This is a genomic window from Amycolatopsis sp. lyj-90, assembly GCF_046549035.1.
Classification (GTDB): Bacteria; Actinomycetota; Actinomycetes; order Mycobacteriales; family Pseudonocardiaceae; genus Amycolatopsis.
The window spans coordinates 153303-166852 of the sequence record NZ_JAJPWP010000005.1 but is presented as its reverse complement, the minus strand read 5'-3'; the positions used below and the strand labels follow the sequence as shown (position 1 = coordinate 166852).

The following is a 13550-nucleotide window of genomic DNA, read 5'->3' as shown; positions in this document are numbered from 1 at the left end:
TCGGATCAAGAAAGGCAACGACCGTGATTCTCCGTCGCGTCGCACGTCCGCTCCTCGCCGCGATCTTCATCTCCGGCGGGATCGGCGCACTGAGGGACACCCAGGGGCACGCCAAGGCCGCGGAGCCGTTCCTCACCGAGTCCTTCGACAAGCTGGAGGGTGTGGTGCCGGAATCGGTGCCGCGCGACCCGGCCACCCTCGTCCGGATCGACGCCGCCGTGAAGGTCGGCGCCGGGTTCGCGCTCGCCACGGGCAAGGCACCACGGCTGGCTTCGCTGCTGCTGCTCGGCAGCCTCGTCCCGACCACGCTGGCCGCGCACCGGTTCTGGGAGATCAAGGAACCGGCCGAGCGTCAGCAGCAGCAGATCCAGTTCATCAAGAACGCCGGCCTCGCCGGTGGTCTGCTGCTCGCCGCCGCGGACACCGCCGGCAAGCCTTCGCTGGGCTGGCGCGCCAAGCGCGCCGCGTCCAAGACGGAGAAGCGCGCCGAGAAGCTGGCGAAGAAGGCTGAAAAGGCCATCACGAAGTGACAGCCCGCGTTTAGTCCTCTAGATGCGTTCTTGCAGCATCTAGAGGACTAAACGCGTGGGGTCACGAGGTGAAGGCCTCGATGTCCTCCGCCTCGACGACCGTCCGCACCTCGACCTCGATCTCGTCGAACAGGGCAGCGTAGGTCTCCGCGAAGGCGACGGCCTCGGCCAGATCCTTGGCGTTGATCAGTGCGAAGCCGCCGATGACCTCTTTGGCCTCGGTGAACGGGCCGTCGGTCGCGGTGATCTTGCCGCCGCGGACCTTGCGGACCTTCGCGCCCCGCTCGGACGGGTGCACGCCCTCCGCCGTGATCAGGATGCCCTTCTCGAACGAGTCCTCGATGAAGGCGCCCATCTGCTCGATGAACTCCTTGCTCGGGTTCCACGCCTCGGGGGCGGTCTCGTCCAGCCGGTGCATCATCAGAAACCGCATCGTTGCTCCTCAGTGTCTTGGCGGGGCTTGTTGTACCCCGCCTTCACCGACGCGTCGAGCGGCTCGACGACGGTTCGACATTTCGGTACGAAAGTTTTTCTAGCGGCTCGCGACCTTCTTGTACTGGGCCGTCGCCAGCGGCGCGAAGATCGCGATGATGGCGATGCAGCACAGGATCGCGTACAGCGACGCGTTCTCGGCGGGCCAGCCCGTCGGGGGTGCGCCGAAGCGGTTGCCGAACAGGTCACGCGCGGAGTTGATCACCGCGGTGAACGGGTTCCAGTCGGCGATCGCCTTCAGCACGCCCGGCAGCTTGTCCGCCGGGACGAACGCCGTCGAGATGAAGCTCAACGGGAACATCCACATCAGCCCGGCGCTCTGCGCCACCTCGACGCTGCGCGCGACGAGCCCGATCCACGCGCCGACCCAGGACAGCGCCCAGGCGAACATCAGCATCACCAGGTAACCGAGCACCGCGTCGAGGAAGCTGCCGCGGATCCGCCAGCCGACGAGCAGCCCGCACAGCGACATGACTATCAGCGCGACCACGCTGATCACCAGATCCGACGTCGTCCGGCCGAAGATCACCGCGAGGCGGGAGATCGGCAGCGATCGGAACCTGTCGATGATGCCCTTCTGCAGGTCGTTCGCGAACCCGATCACGGTGAACGCCGAGTTGAACGCGACCGTCTGCGCGAAGATGCCGGCGATCAGGAACTCGCGGTACGCGAGCCCGCCCGCTTCCCCGCCGATCGCGTCGCCGAAGACGTACGCGAACAGCAGCACGAACATGATCGGCTGCAGCGTCGCCGCCATCAGCCAGTCCGGGTTGCGCTGGACGTTCTTCAGGTTCCGCCAGGTGATCACGCCACCGTCGGAAAAGGCCTTGGCGATCGTGCTCACTTCTTCTCCCCCTCGTCCGTGGCGTGCCCTGTCAGCGAAAGGAACACGTCGTCGAGCGTCGGCCGGTGCAGCGCGACGTCCTGGACGGCGACGCCCTGCGCGTCCAGCCGCCGCAGCGCCTCGATCAGCGCCTTCGGCCCGCCCTCGACGAGGACGTCGACCTTGCGGGTGTGCTCGTCGACCGACGGCGTGCCCGAGCCGACCTCGGCGAGGACCTGGGTGGTCGCCGCGAGGTCGTCGGCGGACGCGACGACCAGTTCGAGCCGCTCGCCGCCGATCTCCTGCTTGAGCTCGTCGGCCGTGCCGCGCGCGATGACCTTCCCCTTGTCGATCACCACGATCGAGTCGGCCAGCTGATCGGCCTCCTCCAGGTACTGCGTGGTCAGCAGGACCGTGGTGCCGTCGGCGACCAGTTCCTTGATGACCTCCCACGTCTCGATCCGGCCGCGCGGGTCGAGCCCGGTGGTCGGTTCGTCGAGGATCACCACCGTCGGCTCGGCGACCAGCGCCCCCGCGAGGTCGAGCCGGCGCCGCATGCCGCCGGAGTACGTCTTGGCGGGGCGGTCCGCCGCGTCCTCCAGCCGGAACCGCGCGAGCAGCTCGCGCGCCCGTGCCTTTGCCGCGGCCTTCTTGCTCCCGTACAGCCTGCCGACCATGTACAGGTTCTCGAACCCGGTGAGGTTCTCGTCCACGGCGGCGTACTGCCCGGACAGCCCGATCGAGCGCCGGACGGCGTCGGGCTGGGCCAGCACGTCATGCCCGGCCACCTCCGCTTCGCCCGAATCCGGGCGAAGCAGCGTGGTCAGGATGCGGACCGTCGTCGTCTTCCCGGCGCCGTTCGGCCCCAGCAGGCCCAGCACCTTGCCCGTCGGGATCGACAGATCGACCCCGTCGAGTGCCCGGGTGGACCCGTAGGTTTTGACCAGCGCTTTCGCCTGTACTGCGAACATGCGGACAAACTAGACCCCGGCACCGACAAAGGCACCGGGGTTTTTCCCGGATCCGCTCAGAGCGGACGGGCTACTTTTCGAGGATCGCGGTGACGCCCTGGCCGCCCGCGGCGCAGATCGAGATGAGTCCGCGGCCGGATCCCTTCTCGTTCAACAGTTTCGCGAGGGTGGCGACGATGCGGCCGCCGGTCGCGGCGAACGGGTGCCCGGCCGCCAGCGACGAACCGTTGACGTTCAGCTTCGCCCGATCGATGGAGCCGAGCGGCTCGTCGAGACCCAGCTTCCCCTTGGCGAACGCCGGGTCCTCCCACGCCTTGAGGGTGGCGAGCACCTGCGACGCGAAGGCCTCGTGGATCTCGTAGAAGTCGAAGTCCTGCAAGGTGAGCCCGGCGCGCGTGAGCATCTGCGGGACGGCGTACGCGGGCGCCATCAGCAGGCCTTCGTCACCGTGGACGTAGTCGACGGCCGCGGTCTGCGAGAACGTCAGGTACGCCAGCACGGGAAGCTTCCGCGCCTTCGCCCACTGCTCGGTCGCGAGCAGGACCGTCGACGCGCCGTCGGACAGCGGCGTCGAGTTCCCCGCCGTCATCGTGCCCTCGGGGCCACCGAAGGCGGGCTTCAGCTTCGCGAGCTTTTCGACACTGGACTCCGGCCGAAGGTTCTGGTCGCGGGCCAGCTTGAGGTACGGCGTCACCAGGTCGTCGAAGAAGCCCTTGTCGTACGCGGCGCCGAGACGCTGGTGGCTGGTCGCGGCGAGTTCGTCCTGCGCCTCGCGCGTGATCTCCCAGACCTTCGCGGTCAGCGCGGCGTGCTCGCCCATGGACAGGCCGGTGCGCGGCTCGGAGTTGCGCGGGATCTCCGGGACGATGTGGCCGGGGCGCAGCTTCGCGGCGAGCTTCAGCCGTTCGGGGAGCGTCTTCGCGGCGTTGAGCTGCACGAGGATCTGGCGCAGGTCGTCGTTGACCGCCAGCGGGGCGTCGGACGTGGTGTCGACGCCGCCCGCGATGGCCGAGTCGATCTGGCCGAGGGCGATCTTGTTGGCGACGTTGACGATCGCCTGCAGACCGGTGCCGCAGGCCATCTGCACGTCGGAGGCCGGAGTGGCGGGGTTCAGCCTGCTGCCGAGGACGCTTTCGCGGGCCAGGTTGAAGTCGCGGGCGTGCTTGAGCACCGCGCCGGCGGCGACCTCGCCGATCACCTCGTCCTGCAGGGAGAAGCGGCTGACCAGGCCGTCGAGGGCGGCCGTGAACATGTCCTGGTTCGACGCCTTCGAGTACGGACCGTTCGAACGGGCGAAGGGGATCCGGTTGCCGCCGATGATCGCTACCTTGCGCACGGGTGCCGTCCTTTTCGTGGCCATTTTTTCCACTCCTCCGTAGGCTCTCTCACACTGTAACCTACTAGCGAGTAGGTTAGAATGCGACGTGATGCAAACGGCACGGGAGGCACGTAATGGCTGACAGGTACCAGCAGTTCACGAAATCCCCGGTGGGGAAGTTCGTGGTGCCGAAGCTCGGCCTGCCGAACCCCGCGACGCTTCGCCGGTACAAGCCCGGCCAACCCGCTCTCGAGGGTCCCGCACTTCTCGGCGCCGCGCCGGGCGGTCGCCTCGAAAAGGTGATCGAGGCGCAGTTGCACCGCGCGGGCATCGACGTCATCTCGACGGCGGCCGACAAGCACGCCGCGCTCGTCTTCGACGCGACAGGCGTGAAGGACCCGAAGCAGCTTCGCGAGGTCTACAACTTCTTCCACCCGGTGATCCGCAGCGTCGGTTCGTCGGGCCGCGTCGTCATCCTCGGGACGCCGCCGGAGCTGGCCGAAGGGCACGAGCGGATCGCCCAGCGCGCGCTCGAAGGCTTCGTGCGCTCTGTCGGTAAGGAACTGAAGCGCGGCGCGACCGCCCAGCTCGTGTACGTCGCCGAAGGGGCCGAAGAGGCCACTGAGTCCACGCTCCGTTTCCTGCTTTCGTCGAAGTCCGCCTTCGTCGACGCCCAGGTCATCCGCGTCGGGACCGAGACCAAGACCGCTTCCGCCCCGGCCGACTGGGCGAAGCCCCTCGACGGCAAGGTCGCGCTGGTCACCGGCGCCTCCCGCGGTATCGGCGCCGCCATCGCCGAGGTGCTGGGCCGCGACGGCGCGCACGTCGTCGCGCTCGACATCCCCGCTCAGGGCGCGGACCTGTCGAAGGTGGCCAACAAGGTCGGCGGCTCCGCGCTGCAGCTGGACATCACCGCCGCAGACGCGCCGGAGAAGCTCGCCGAGTACCTGACCACGCGTCACGGCGGCGTCGACATCGTCGTGCACAACGCGGGCATCACCCGGGACAAGACGCTGGGCAACATGACCGAAGGCGGCTGGGACTCGGTCATCTCGGTCAACCTCGCGTCGCAGCTCGCGGTGAACGAGAAGCTGCTGTCCGGCAAGGTGCTCCACGAGAACGGCCGGATCATCGGCGTCTCCTCGATCGCGGGCATCGCGGGCAACGTCGGCCAGACCAACTACGCCACCAGCAAGGCGGGCGTCATCGGCATGGTGAACGTCGGCGCGCCGACGCTCGCCGAATACGGCGGCACGATCAACGCCGTCGCGCCCGGCTTCATCGAGACCAAGATGACCGCCGCCGTCCCGCTGTTCATCCGCGAGGCCGGACGGCGGCTGTCCAGCCTCGGCCAGGGCGGGCTCCCGGTCGACGTCGCCGAGACGATCGCCTGGTACGCGAACCCGGCTTCGGCCGCGGTCAACGGCAACGTGGTCCGCGTCTGCGGCCAGGCACTGCTGGGGGCGTGATCATGGCGGTCAAGGAACTTCACGAGTCGCCGAGCCTGTCTTCGTTGTATCCCAAGGCGTTGCTCGGGTCGCTGCGCAAGAGCGGCGGGAGCACGCTGCCGTCGACCGAGTTCGTCCACGAGGGCGTCGTCGTCGATCCGGCGCATCTCGCCGCGTACAACCAGGTGTGCGGATTCCGGCTGGACGACGTCCTTCCGGCGACGTATCCGCACATCCTCGCGTTCCCGCTGCAGATGGCGCTGATGACCGAGGACGACTTCCCGTTCCCGCTGCTGGGCATGGTGCACGTCAACAACCGGATCAAGCAGCATCGGCCGCTGCGGCTCGACGAGTCGTTCACCCTGCGCGTGCGCGCCGAGGACCTGCGCCCGCACGAAAAGGGCAAGCAGTTCGACGTGGTCAGCGAGCTGCTCGTCAACGACAGTCCTGTTTGGACGGACGTCAGCACGTACCTGCGCCGTGGTGGAGGCAGTGGCGAGAAGACCGCGCGCGGTCAGCTCTCGCAGCCCTCGCCCACCGCGATCTGGCAGGTGCCCGGCGACATCGGCCGCCGCTACGCCGAGGTCTCCGGCGACCGCAACCCGATCCACCTGCACCCGATCACCGCGAAGGCGTTCGGGTTCCCGGCCGCGATCGCGCACGGCATGTGGACGAAGGCGCACGCGCTCGCGGCGTTCGAAGGCAGGCTTCCGGAGGCGTTCACCGTCGACGTCAAGTTCAAGCAGCCGGTGCTGTTGCCCGCGAAGGCGGCGTTCACCACGTGGAGTGAAGGCGAGGGCTGGGCCTTCGAGTTGTGGAACGCGCGCAAGCCGAAGCCGCACTTGGAAGGGTCAGTCGTCGCTCTCTGACGGCTTCCAGATCTCGCCCTCGACGAGGTCGTTGAACCCGAGCCAGACGAGGTTCATCAGCCACGAGGCGAGGACGCCGTCGGAGACATCGGGGTGGTCGAGCGCCCAATCGGCCAGGGACTCGGCCGCCCCGACCAGCGCGGCGGACAGCCCGGCGCCGGAGAACTCGGCCTGTTCGCCGAGGCCCTTGCGGGTGCCGGCGGACACGACCAGCGCGGCGACCAGCTCGATCGCGCGGGTCCGCATGTCGGTGATCTCCGCGGCGAAGGCGCCGCCGACGGTCATCGCCTGGCGGTGCAGCACCGTCCAGGACTCGCGGTAGTCGGCGACGAACCGGTAGAACGCCCGGAGGCCGTGCCAAAGCTGCATGTCAGGCGGCAGATCGGGCTTGATCCCGTCCTGCACCGCCTCCAGCAGCCGGGTGGCCTCGCGGCGGATGCACGCGCCGAAGAGATCTTCCTTGGAGCCGAGGTAGGTGTAGATCATCGGCTTGGACACGCCGGCGACCTCGGAGATCTCGTCCATCGACGCGGAGTGATAGCCGTAGCGCGAGAACACCGAGACCGCTGCGTCCAGGATCTGGCGTTCCCGCACCGCTCTCGGCAGCCTTTTGGCGCGTTCGGCGGGACGCGGTACTTCCTCGGACACTCAGGACCTCCCCTTAGTTCGCGTAAGACGCTACCGGGCTACCTCCGGCGGGGGTGATTTCGGCACGCTTGCCCGCCTACCTACTGGCGGGTAGCCTTACGCCTGGGTAGGCGAGCTGGAGGGAAAAATGACCGAGATCGTGGGGCTGACCGGCCGCGCGCTGGTCGACGCGCTGGAACGGATCGAGACGGATTCGGCCGAGGCGCACTCTCTCGACGTCAACGAGGTCGCGGGCGCCATCGACCCGAAGGACCTCGGGAAGGACGACGTCCGGCGGCTGCTGGCCTCGCTCGGACGGCTCGCCGAGTCCGCGCCCGCGTTCGACCTCCGCAAGGTCGACCCGGCCCGGTTCGCGAACCTCGTCGCCCGCGCCTCGCGTACGCAACTCGAGAGCGTCGTCGCCGAGCGGCCGCTCCGTGAGCGCGTGCTGGCCGAGATCTTCGACCGCATGGGCGCCCACATCCGGCAGGACCGGGCGAAGTCACTGCACGCCGTCGTCCACTGGCGGCTGTCCGGCGGCGTCGGCGATGGCGGGTACGACCGCTACGAGACGGTGATCTCGCACGGTGAGTGCACCGTCAGCCGGGGCATGAAGGAGAAGCCGAGGGTGACGATCACGATCGCGCCCGTCGACTTCTTCCGGCTCATCACCCATCAGGCGACCCCCGCTGTGCTATTCGTCACCGGAAAGATCAAAGTAAAAGGTGACCTGGCCTTCGCGGCGGGCCTGATCGGTTTCTTCGACCTTCCGAAACCGTCCTGAACCCGGCCGAGCAGATACACTTCCGTGCCGTGCCCCGAAATTCTCCGAACCGGCGCTGGCGGGACAAGGTGCGCCTTTCCCGTCCGTTACTGCTGCACAAGACGCGCACCGGCGGCGAGCACGTCGTCAACGCCTTCGCGGAGAAGCTGGAGCTCGCCAAACTGAGCCCCGAGCAGTTCGTGCAGGTGCTGGAAACCCTGCACATGCTGGGGGAAACCGGCGCGGGCATCGAGTTGAGCTCCCTGGAGACCGAGGTGCTCGTCGACATCGTGCAGCGGGCGTCACGGGAGCAACTCAAAGCGATCTCCGATCACCCGGAACTGCGTTCGGCGTTCCTCGACGAGATTTTCCGCAGAATGTCGGACCATTTCGCTCCCGAACGCGCACGGCATGTCGACTTCGTCGTCGCATGGCGTTTTACCGACGGTGACGGAGAAGACGGTTTCGATCGCTTTCAAACGGTCATCGAAGACGGCGTCTGCGTTTCGAGCACCGATCTCGCGCGCACTCCGGACACCACCATCACGCTGTCCGTCGACGACTTCATCCGGATGGCCACCGGCAACGCGGCCGTGGCGGCGATGTTCGTGACCGGCAAGGTGAAGGTGAAGGGCGAGTACGCGCCCGCGGTCCGGTTCAGCGGGTATTTCGACATCCCGAAGCCGAGCGGGAGCTGAAGGGGTCCATCGCCGCATGCGATGCGGTGAAGGACGCTTTCGTGGCTTGGGATGCGGGGAAAGCTCCCTTCAGCCCTCGATGATGCGGCCCTCGATCACCGGCGGCTGCTTCTTGGTGGCCTCGGCGGGAGGCGTGTCCACGACGACCTCGCTGTCCACGACCATCACCGGACCGCGGGTCTGGTTGGCGAACTTGACCGCCCGGCGGGCCATCCGCTTCTGCCAGAACTTGCGCGCGACACTCCGTGTCGGCGGCAGGATCAGCAGCAGGCCGAAGACGTCGCTGACGAAACCGGGCAGCAGGATCAGCAGACCGCCGAAGCCGATCAGCATCCCGTCGGTGAGTTCCTTTTCCGCGTCGGCCGGTCGGCCGAGCCGCGCGGACTCGGCGAACGCCCGGAAGGCGCGGCCGCCTTCGCGGCGTGCGAGCCAGGACCCGATGAACGCACCGGCGAAGAGCAGCGCGATCGTGCCGAGCACGCCAACGGCCGAGCCCACCGCCCACACGGCGGCGATCTCGGCGACGACATAGAGCAAGAACGCGACAGCCATACTTGGACAACGTACGGCTTGCCCGTTTTGCTCCCAACCCCCGATACGGTGACCGAGGTCGCCGTATCGGGGTCCCCGTCAGCTGACTGCCTCGTCGAGATAAGCGGCGGCCTGCAGACTGAAGAGGTCCGCATAGCCGGCCTTCGCCGCCATCAGCTCGTCGTGCGTGCCGTATTCCGCGACCTTCCCGTGCTCCAGCAACAGAATCCGTTCCGCCTGCCGGACGGTGGAGAAGCGGTGCGAGATGTACAGCGTCGTGCGCCCCTCCGAAAGCTCGCGCAGCCGCGAGAAGAGGTCGTGCTCGGCCTGGGCGTCCAGCGCCGAGGTCGGTTCGTCGAGGATCAGGATCGGCGCCTCCCGCAGGAACGCCCTCGCCAGCGCGATCTTCTGCCATTCGCCGCCGGAAAGGCTGACGCCCTGATCGAACCAACGGCCGAGCGGGCTGTCGTACCCGCTGGGCAGGCGCTCGATCCGCTCGTCGGCACCGGCTCGCTTCGCCGACTCCTCGATCCGCTCTCGGTCGACGAGGTGCGTCAGATCGCCGAGCCCGATGTTCTCGGCCGCCGTGCCCTGGTAGGTCACGTAATCCTGGAACATCGCGCTGATCCGCTGCCGCAGTTCCACCGGGTCGTACTCGCGGATGTCGACGCCGTCGAGCAGGATTCGCCCGTCGGTCGGGTCGTACAGGCGGCACAGCAGTTTGAACAGCGTCGACTTCCCGGCGCCGTTGCGGCCGACGACGGCGACCGTCTCGCCCGGCCGGATCTCGAAGCTCACGTTGTCGAGCGCGGGTTCGACCACTCCGGGATAGGTGAAGGACACTTCCTCGAACTGGATGTGTCCCTCCACAGTGGACGGGAGCGGGCGTGGCTCCGGCGGCGCGACGATCTCCGGTTTCGTGCCGAGGAAGCGGTACAGCGTGTCGAGGTAGAGATTGTTCTCGTACATTCCGGAAAACGCGGTGAACAGACCTTGGACCGACGTCTGCACCGACGCCGCGGCGGCCGTGTACAGCGCGAGATCGCCGAGGGTGAGCCTGCCGCCGACGGCCTCCAGCGCGATGTACAGCGCGATCGCGGATCCGGCGGCGGTACTCAGCAGGCCCCACGACGTCGCGCTGACGCTGCGCTTGCGGGTCAGCGTCCGCTGGCGGTCGTAGAAGACCTGGCCCAGCCGCTGGAACCGGTCGACGAAGTACGGGCCGAGGCCGAAGAGCTTGGTCTCCTTGGCATAGGTGTCCGTGGTGACCAAAGAGGACAGATAGTCCATCCGTCGTTTCAGCGGTGACATCATCAGTGTCAGCCAGAAGGCGCGGGCGCCGTATTTCGACTGCGAGATGAAGGCGGGGATCGGTGCCACGAGGGCGACGAGCGCCAGCAGCGGACTGACCGAGACCAGCAGGGCGATCATGCTGCCGAAGGTGATCGCCGTCCGGATCAGGCCCAGTGCCGAGTTCATCATCGACAGCGGCCGGGTCGGCGCTTCCTGCGCGGCCTGGCGCAGCATGTCGTAGGACGCGGAACCCTCGAAGTACGAAAGATGCAGCTTGCTCGCGTGATCCATCACCTGGTGGCGGATGGTCAGCGTCATCCGTTCCTGCAGCAGGGATTGGCCATAGGTGGTCAGCGCCTGCGAGAGCGCGGTGAGCACGAGGACACCGAACTGGAACAGCGCGACGCCGACGATCGCGCTCTTGGTGCCGTGGCCCTGGATCGCCGCGACCACCGAGTCGATCAGCAGTTTCGCGATGTACGCGGTCGCCGTGGGCAGCAGACCGGAAAGCAGCGTCACGAGGGTGATCGTGATGGTCAGGAACGGGCTCGCCTGCCAGGTCAGCTTCGCGACCTTGGGCAGGCCGCGGACCGTGCCCGAGACGTTGACCCACATGCGGTTGAGCCGGGACTTCAGGTCTTTCGGACCGGTTTCGGGCTCGGGCTCGGGGATCTCGACCGGACCGGTCAACCCGCTGTCGGGCACCGTCGACGGCGGACGGCGTCGCCTGCCGCCCCGCGCCAGCAGCATCTCGATGCCGCCACCCCCACCGGGCGGGCCGATCACTCGGCCCCCAAAGCGCCGTGGAGGAACACGTCGACGAGTTCCATCGTGGTCGGTTCGTCGCCGGTCTCGCTGAACCGCATCCGGCCGTTGAACAACAGCGACAGGAAAAGCGCCGCCAGCTGGGTCGCCGGCAGCCGGAGCCGCTTCTGCTCCGGTTCGAACAGCTCGGCCATGGCGTCACACATCGCGCTCATCGATTCCCGTCGCCGGTCCCTGCCGCCGTGCTCGCGGTGTGCGGGCCGCTTGCCGGAACCGTGCATCGCGGCCATCAGCGCACCCATCCGCTGGAGGTGCGCGCTGAGCGCGTCGGCCGCCTCGACGAGCCTGTCGTCGAGGGGCTGTTCGAGGTCGATGACCGCGATGGCGTCGAGTACCTGGTCGGGCTTAAGTGCCTCGGCGAAGCAGGTGGCGAAGAGCTCGTCCTTGTCCTTGAAGACGCGGAAGACGGTGCCCTCGCCGATCCCGGCCGCGCGGGCGATCTGGCTGGTGGTGACCCCGGCGCCGTGCTCCACCATCAGTGGAAGCACGGACTGGACGATCATCCGGCGCCGTTCCTCTGGGCTCATTCCCGGCGCTCTCCGCCGGGCGGTGGTTTCCGTCATGCTCTCCAGTGTGCGGAGTGAGTGCTCACTCCGTCAAGCGAATAGGAATCGCGGTACCTTCGGTCCATGGAGCTGATCGTGTTCGCCATCTCCATCCCCGGCCTCTTCATCTTCCTCGCCGTGCTGATGGTGCTGGAGATCGCCGGCGGCAAGAAGCTGCCTTGGCGGCGCAAGAAGTCCGACGTCGAGAACCGCATGGCGACCGCGCTCGGCATGGAGGAGCTCTTCGCGTTCTACTACGCGAGCAAGCGCACCGAGATGGAGCAGAAGCGCGTCGAGATCATGATGCGCGACGAAGACGCCGACGGTGCTCCGCCGCGCGGCCGCGTCGACCTCGACGCCGGGGTCGCGCGCATCCAGCTGCCACCCAAAGCCTAGAAGTACATGAAGGCCCCCTTCCTTGCGCCTAACGCAAGGAAGGGGGCCTTCATGTACTCGACTCAGTAGGTGATCGCGACCGCGGGGTCGGCCAGCAGCGCGCCGACGTCGGCCAGGAACTCCGAACCCTGCTGCCCGTCGACCACGCGGTGGTCGAAGCTCAGCGAAAGCTGGAGCACCTTGCGCACCTTGATCTCGCCGTCGACCACCCACGGGGTGTCCTTGATCGCGCCGAGGCACAGGATCGCGGACTCGCCGGGGTTGATGATCGGCGTACCGGTGTCGACGCCGAAGACGCCGACGTTGGTGATGGTGATCGTGCCGCCGAGCATGGCCGCCGGAGTGGTCTTGCCCTCGCGGGCGACGTCGGTCAGCTCGGTGAGCGCGATCGCGAGTTCCTTGAGGGACATCGAATCCGCGTCACGGACCTTGGGCACGACGAGCCCGCGCGGGGTGGCCGCGGCGATCCCGAGGTGTACGTAGTCCTTGAAGACGATCTCCTGCGCCGCCTCGTCCCACACCGCGTTGACGTCCGGAGTGCGCTTGGCCGCCATGCAGACGGCCTTCGCCGCGAAGGTCAGCGGGGTGACCTTGACTCCCGCGAACTCGCGCGACTTCTTGAGCTTCTCCCGGAATTCCATCATCGGCGTGACGTCGATGGTGAGGAACTCCGTGACGTGCGGGGCGGTGTAGGCGCTCTGCACCATCGCGGCCGCGGTCGCCTTGCGGACACCCTTGATCGGCACCCGGCGTTCCCGCGTCGCGGGGTCGTAGCCACTGTCCACAACGGACTGGACGGAGGCGGCCGGAGCCGAGCCGTTGGCGGCGGCGTGCACGTCGTCACGGGTGATGACGCCGCCGTCGGCGGTGCCGGTGAGCGCGTGCAGATCGACGCCGAGGTCCTTGGCGAGTTTGCGCACCGGCGGCTTCGCCAGCGGTACGTATCCGCCCTTCGGCTTGGCAGGCGCCGCGGGAGCGACGGCCACCGCGGCGACAGGGGCGGCGGGGGCGACTACGGGAGCAGGAGCGGCGGGTGCCGCGCCCTTCCGCGCCCGGCGCGACGTGACGACGGCCTTGGAGCCGTAGCCGACCAGCGGCTTCATCTCCTCCTCGGCAGGCTCCTCTTCCTTCGCGGCAGCGGGTGCCGGAGCGGAAGGGGCGGCCTTGCCGCCGGGGTCGACGTCGATGGTGAGGATCGGCGCGCCGACCTCCACCGTCTGCCCCGGTTCGACGAGCAGTTCGGTGACGACGCCCGCCCACGGGATGGGCAGTTCGACGGCGGCCTTCGCGGTCTCGACCTCGACCACGATCTGGTTCACCGTCACGGTGTCACCCGGCTTGACCTGCCAGGCGATGATGTCGGCTTCGGTCAGCCCTTCCGCCGTGTCGGCGAGGGGAAACTGTTTGTACTCGGGCATTTC

At 67.9% G+C, this 13550-nt stretch carries 15 protein-coding genes; 6 read left to right on the top strand and 9 right to left on the bottom strand.

What is annotated here, in order from left to right:
• Positions 1-23 precede the first annotated feature (23 nt).
• The gene (locus tag ACLJPX_RS20100; protein WP_410601453.1) at positions 24-530 is read left to right on the top strand and encodes a DoxX family membrane protein; all 507 of its coding nucleotides are present in this window, start codon (positions 24-26) and stop codon (positions 528-530) included.
• A 61-nt stretch (positions 531-591) separates the two neighbouring features.
• On the opposite strand, the gene ACLJPX_RS20095 is transcribed toward ACLJPX_RS20100, so the two are convergent.
• The 4 genes from ACLJPX_RS20095 to ACLJPX_RS20080 form a co-directional block, all read right to left on the bottom strand.
• Positions 592-963: a YciI family protein gene (locus ACLJPX_RS20095; RefSeq protein WP_410601452.1), complete on the bottom strand. Its 372-nt coding sequence runs from the start codon at positions 961-963 to the stop codon at positions 592-594.
• Between the two features lie 99 nt (positions 964-1062).
• Positions 1063-1866 (bottom strand): ABC transporter permease, encoded by an 804-nt coding sequence (locus ACLJPX_RS20090; RefSeq protein ID WP_101611457.1) that lies wholly within the window; start codon positions 1864-1866, stop codon positions 1063-1065.
• Complete coding sequence (locus ACLJPX_RS20085) at positions 1863-2816, bottom strand: ATP-binding cassette domain-containing protein (RefSeq protein ID WP_101611456.1); 954 nt, start codon at positions 2814-2816, stop codon at positions 1863-1865. Before ACLJPX_RS20085 ends, ACLJPX_RS20090 begins: the two co-directional genes overlap by 4 nt.
• Before the next feature lie 70 nt (positions 2817-2886).
• On the bottom strand, positions 2887-4176 hold the full coding sequence (locus ACLJPX_RS20080) for an acetyl-CoA C-acetyltransferase (protein ID WP_101611455.1): 1290 nt from the start codon (positions 4174-4176) through the stop codon (positions 2887-2889).
• Positions 4177-4268: 92 nt separating this feature from the next.
• Here ACLJPX_RS20080 and ACLJPX_RS20075 point away from each other — a divergent pair, with 92 nt between their 5' ends.
• The gene (locus ACLJPX_RS20075) at positions 4269-5603 is read left to right on the top strand and encodes a 3-oxoacyl-ACP reductase (protein WP_410601451.1); all 1335 of its coding nucleotides are present in this window, start codon (positions 4269-4271) and stop codon (positions 5601-5603) included.
• 2 nt (positions 5604-5605) lie between these two features.
• The gene (locus ACLJPX_RS20070) at positions 5606-6451 is read left to right on the top strand and encodes a MaoC family dehydratase (RefSeq protein ID WP_410601450.1); all 846 of its coding nucleotides are present in this window, start codon (positions 5606-5608) and stop codon (positions 6449-6451) included.
• On the opposite strand, the gene ACLJPX_RS20065 is transcribed toward ACLJPX_RS20070, so the two are convergent.
• Positions 6434-7099, bottom strand: a complete 666-nt coding sequence (locus ACLJPX_RS20065) for a TetR/AcrR family transcriptional regulator (protein ID WP_007032385.1) — start codon at positions 7097-7099, stop codon at positions 6434-6436. The genes ACLJPX_RS20070 and ACLJPX_RS20065 overlap by 18 nt on opposite strands.
• 127 nt (positions 7100-7226) lie before the next feature.
• Between ACLJPX_RS20065 and ACLJPX_RS20060 the strand changes: the two genes are divergently transcribed.
• Together ACLJPX_RS20060 and ACLJPX_RS20055 are read left to right on the top strand one after the other, a co-directional pair.
• Complete coding sequence (locus tag ACLJPX_RS20060; RefSeq protein WP_410601449.1) at positions 7227-7862, top strand: SCP2 sterol-binding domain-containing protein; 636 nt, start codon at positions 7227-7229, stop codon at positions 7860-7862.
• 89 nt (positions 7863-7951) lie between these two features.
• Positions 7952-8539: an SCP2 sterol-binding domain-containing protein gene (locus ACLJPX_RS20055; RefSeq protein WP_410601906.1), complete on the top strand. Its 588-nt coding sequence runs from the start codon at positions 7952-7954 to the stop codon at positions 8537-8539.
• Positions 8540-8608: 69 nt separating this feature from the next.
• On the opposite strand, the gene ACLJPX_RS20050 is transcribed toward ACLJPX_RS20055, so the two are convergent.
• From ACLJPX_RS20050 to ACLJPX_RS20040, 3 genes are all read right to left on the bottom strand, one after another.
• Positions 8609-9091 (bottom strand): FxsA family protein, encoded by a 483-nt coding sequence (locus ACLJPX_RS20050; RefSeq protein ID WP_410601448.1) that lies wholly within the window; start codon positions 9089-9091, stop codon positions 8609-8611.
• Between the two features lie 78 nt (positions 9092-9169).
• The gene (locus ACLJPX_RS20045) at positions 9170-11119 is read right to left on the bottom strand and encodes an ABC transporter ATP-binding protein (protein WP_410601905.1); all 1950 of its coding nucleotides are present in this window, start codon (positions 11117-11119) and stop codon (positions 9170-9172) included.
• A 26-nt stretch (positions 11120-11145) separates the two neighbouring features.
• Entirely contained in the window at positions 11146-11715 is a 570-nt protein-coding gene (locus ACLJPX_RS20040) for a TetR/AcrR family transcriptional regulator (protein WP_101611451.1), read from the bottom strand.
• Positions 11716-11817: 102 nt separating this feature from the next.
• Here ACLJPX_RS20040 and ACLJPX_RS20035 point away from each other — a divergent pair, with 102 nt between their 5' ends.
• Entirely contained in the window at positions 11818-12129 is a 312-nt protein-coding gene (locus ACLJPX_RS20035) for a DUF6191 domain-containing protein (protein WP_410601447.1), read from the top strand.
• Positions 12130-12191: 62 nt separating this feature from the next.
• Here the strand turns inward: ACLJPX_RS20035 and ACLJPX_RS20030 are convergent, their stop codons facing one another.
• Positions 12192-13547 carry a dihydrolipoamide acetyltransferase family protein gene (locus ACLJPX_RS20030; RefSeq protein ID WP_410601446.1) on the bottom strand — a complete coding sequence of 452 codons (1356 nt, stop codon included), beginning with the start codon at positions 13545-13547 and terminating at the stop codon, positions 12192-12194.
• Between the last annotated feature and the right edge of the window lie 3 nt (positions 13548-13550).

Excerpts from the sequence above, each read along its gene's own strand:
- ACLJPX_RS20095 (WP_410601452.1), bottom strand. The coding sequence starts at position 963 with ATGCGGTTTCTGATGATGCACCGGCTGGACGAGACCGCCCCCGAGGCG.
- ACLJPX_RS20085 (WP_101611456.1), bottom strand. The coding sequence starts at position 2,816 with ATGTTCGCAGTACAGGCGAAAGCGCTGGTCAAAACCTACGGGTCCACC.
- ACLJPX_RS20080 (WP_101611455.1), bottom strand. The coding sequence starts at position 4,176 with ATGGCCACGAAAAGGACGGCACCCGTGCGCAAGGTAGCGATCATCGGC.
- ACLJPX_RS20075 (WP_410601451.1), top strand. The coding sequence starts at position 4,269 with ATGGCTGACAGGTACCAGCAGTTCACGAAATCCCCGGTGGGGAAGTTC.
- ACLJPX_RS20070 (WP_410601450.1), top strand. The coding sequence starts at position 5,606 with ATGGCGGTCAAGGAACTTCACGAGTCGCCGAGCCTGTCTTCGTTGTAT.
- ACLJPX_RS20060 (WP_410601449.1), top strand. The coding sequence starts at position 7,227 with ATGACCGAGATCGTGGGGCTGACCGGCCGCGCGCTGGTCGACGCGCTG.
- ACLJPX_RS20050 (WP_410601448.1), bottom strand. The coding sequence starts at position 9,091 with ATGGCTGTCGCGTTCTTGCTCTATGTCGTCGCCGAGATCGCCGCCGTG.
- ACLJPX_RS20040 (WP_101611451.1), bottom strand. The coding sequence starts at position 11,715 with ATGAGCCCAGAGGAACGGCGCCGGATGATCGTCCAGTCCGTGCTTCCA.
- ACLJPX_RS20035 (WP_410601447.1), top strand. The coding sequence starts at position 11,818 with ATGGAGCTGATCGTGTTCGCCATCTCCATCCCCGGCCTCTTCATCTTC.
- ACLJPX_RS20030 (WP_410601446.1), bottom strand. The coding sequence starts at position 13,547 with ATGCCCGAGTACAAACAGTTTCCCCTCGCCGACACGGCGGAAGGGCTG.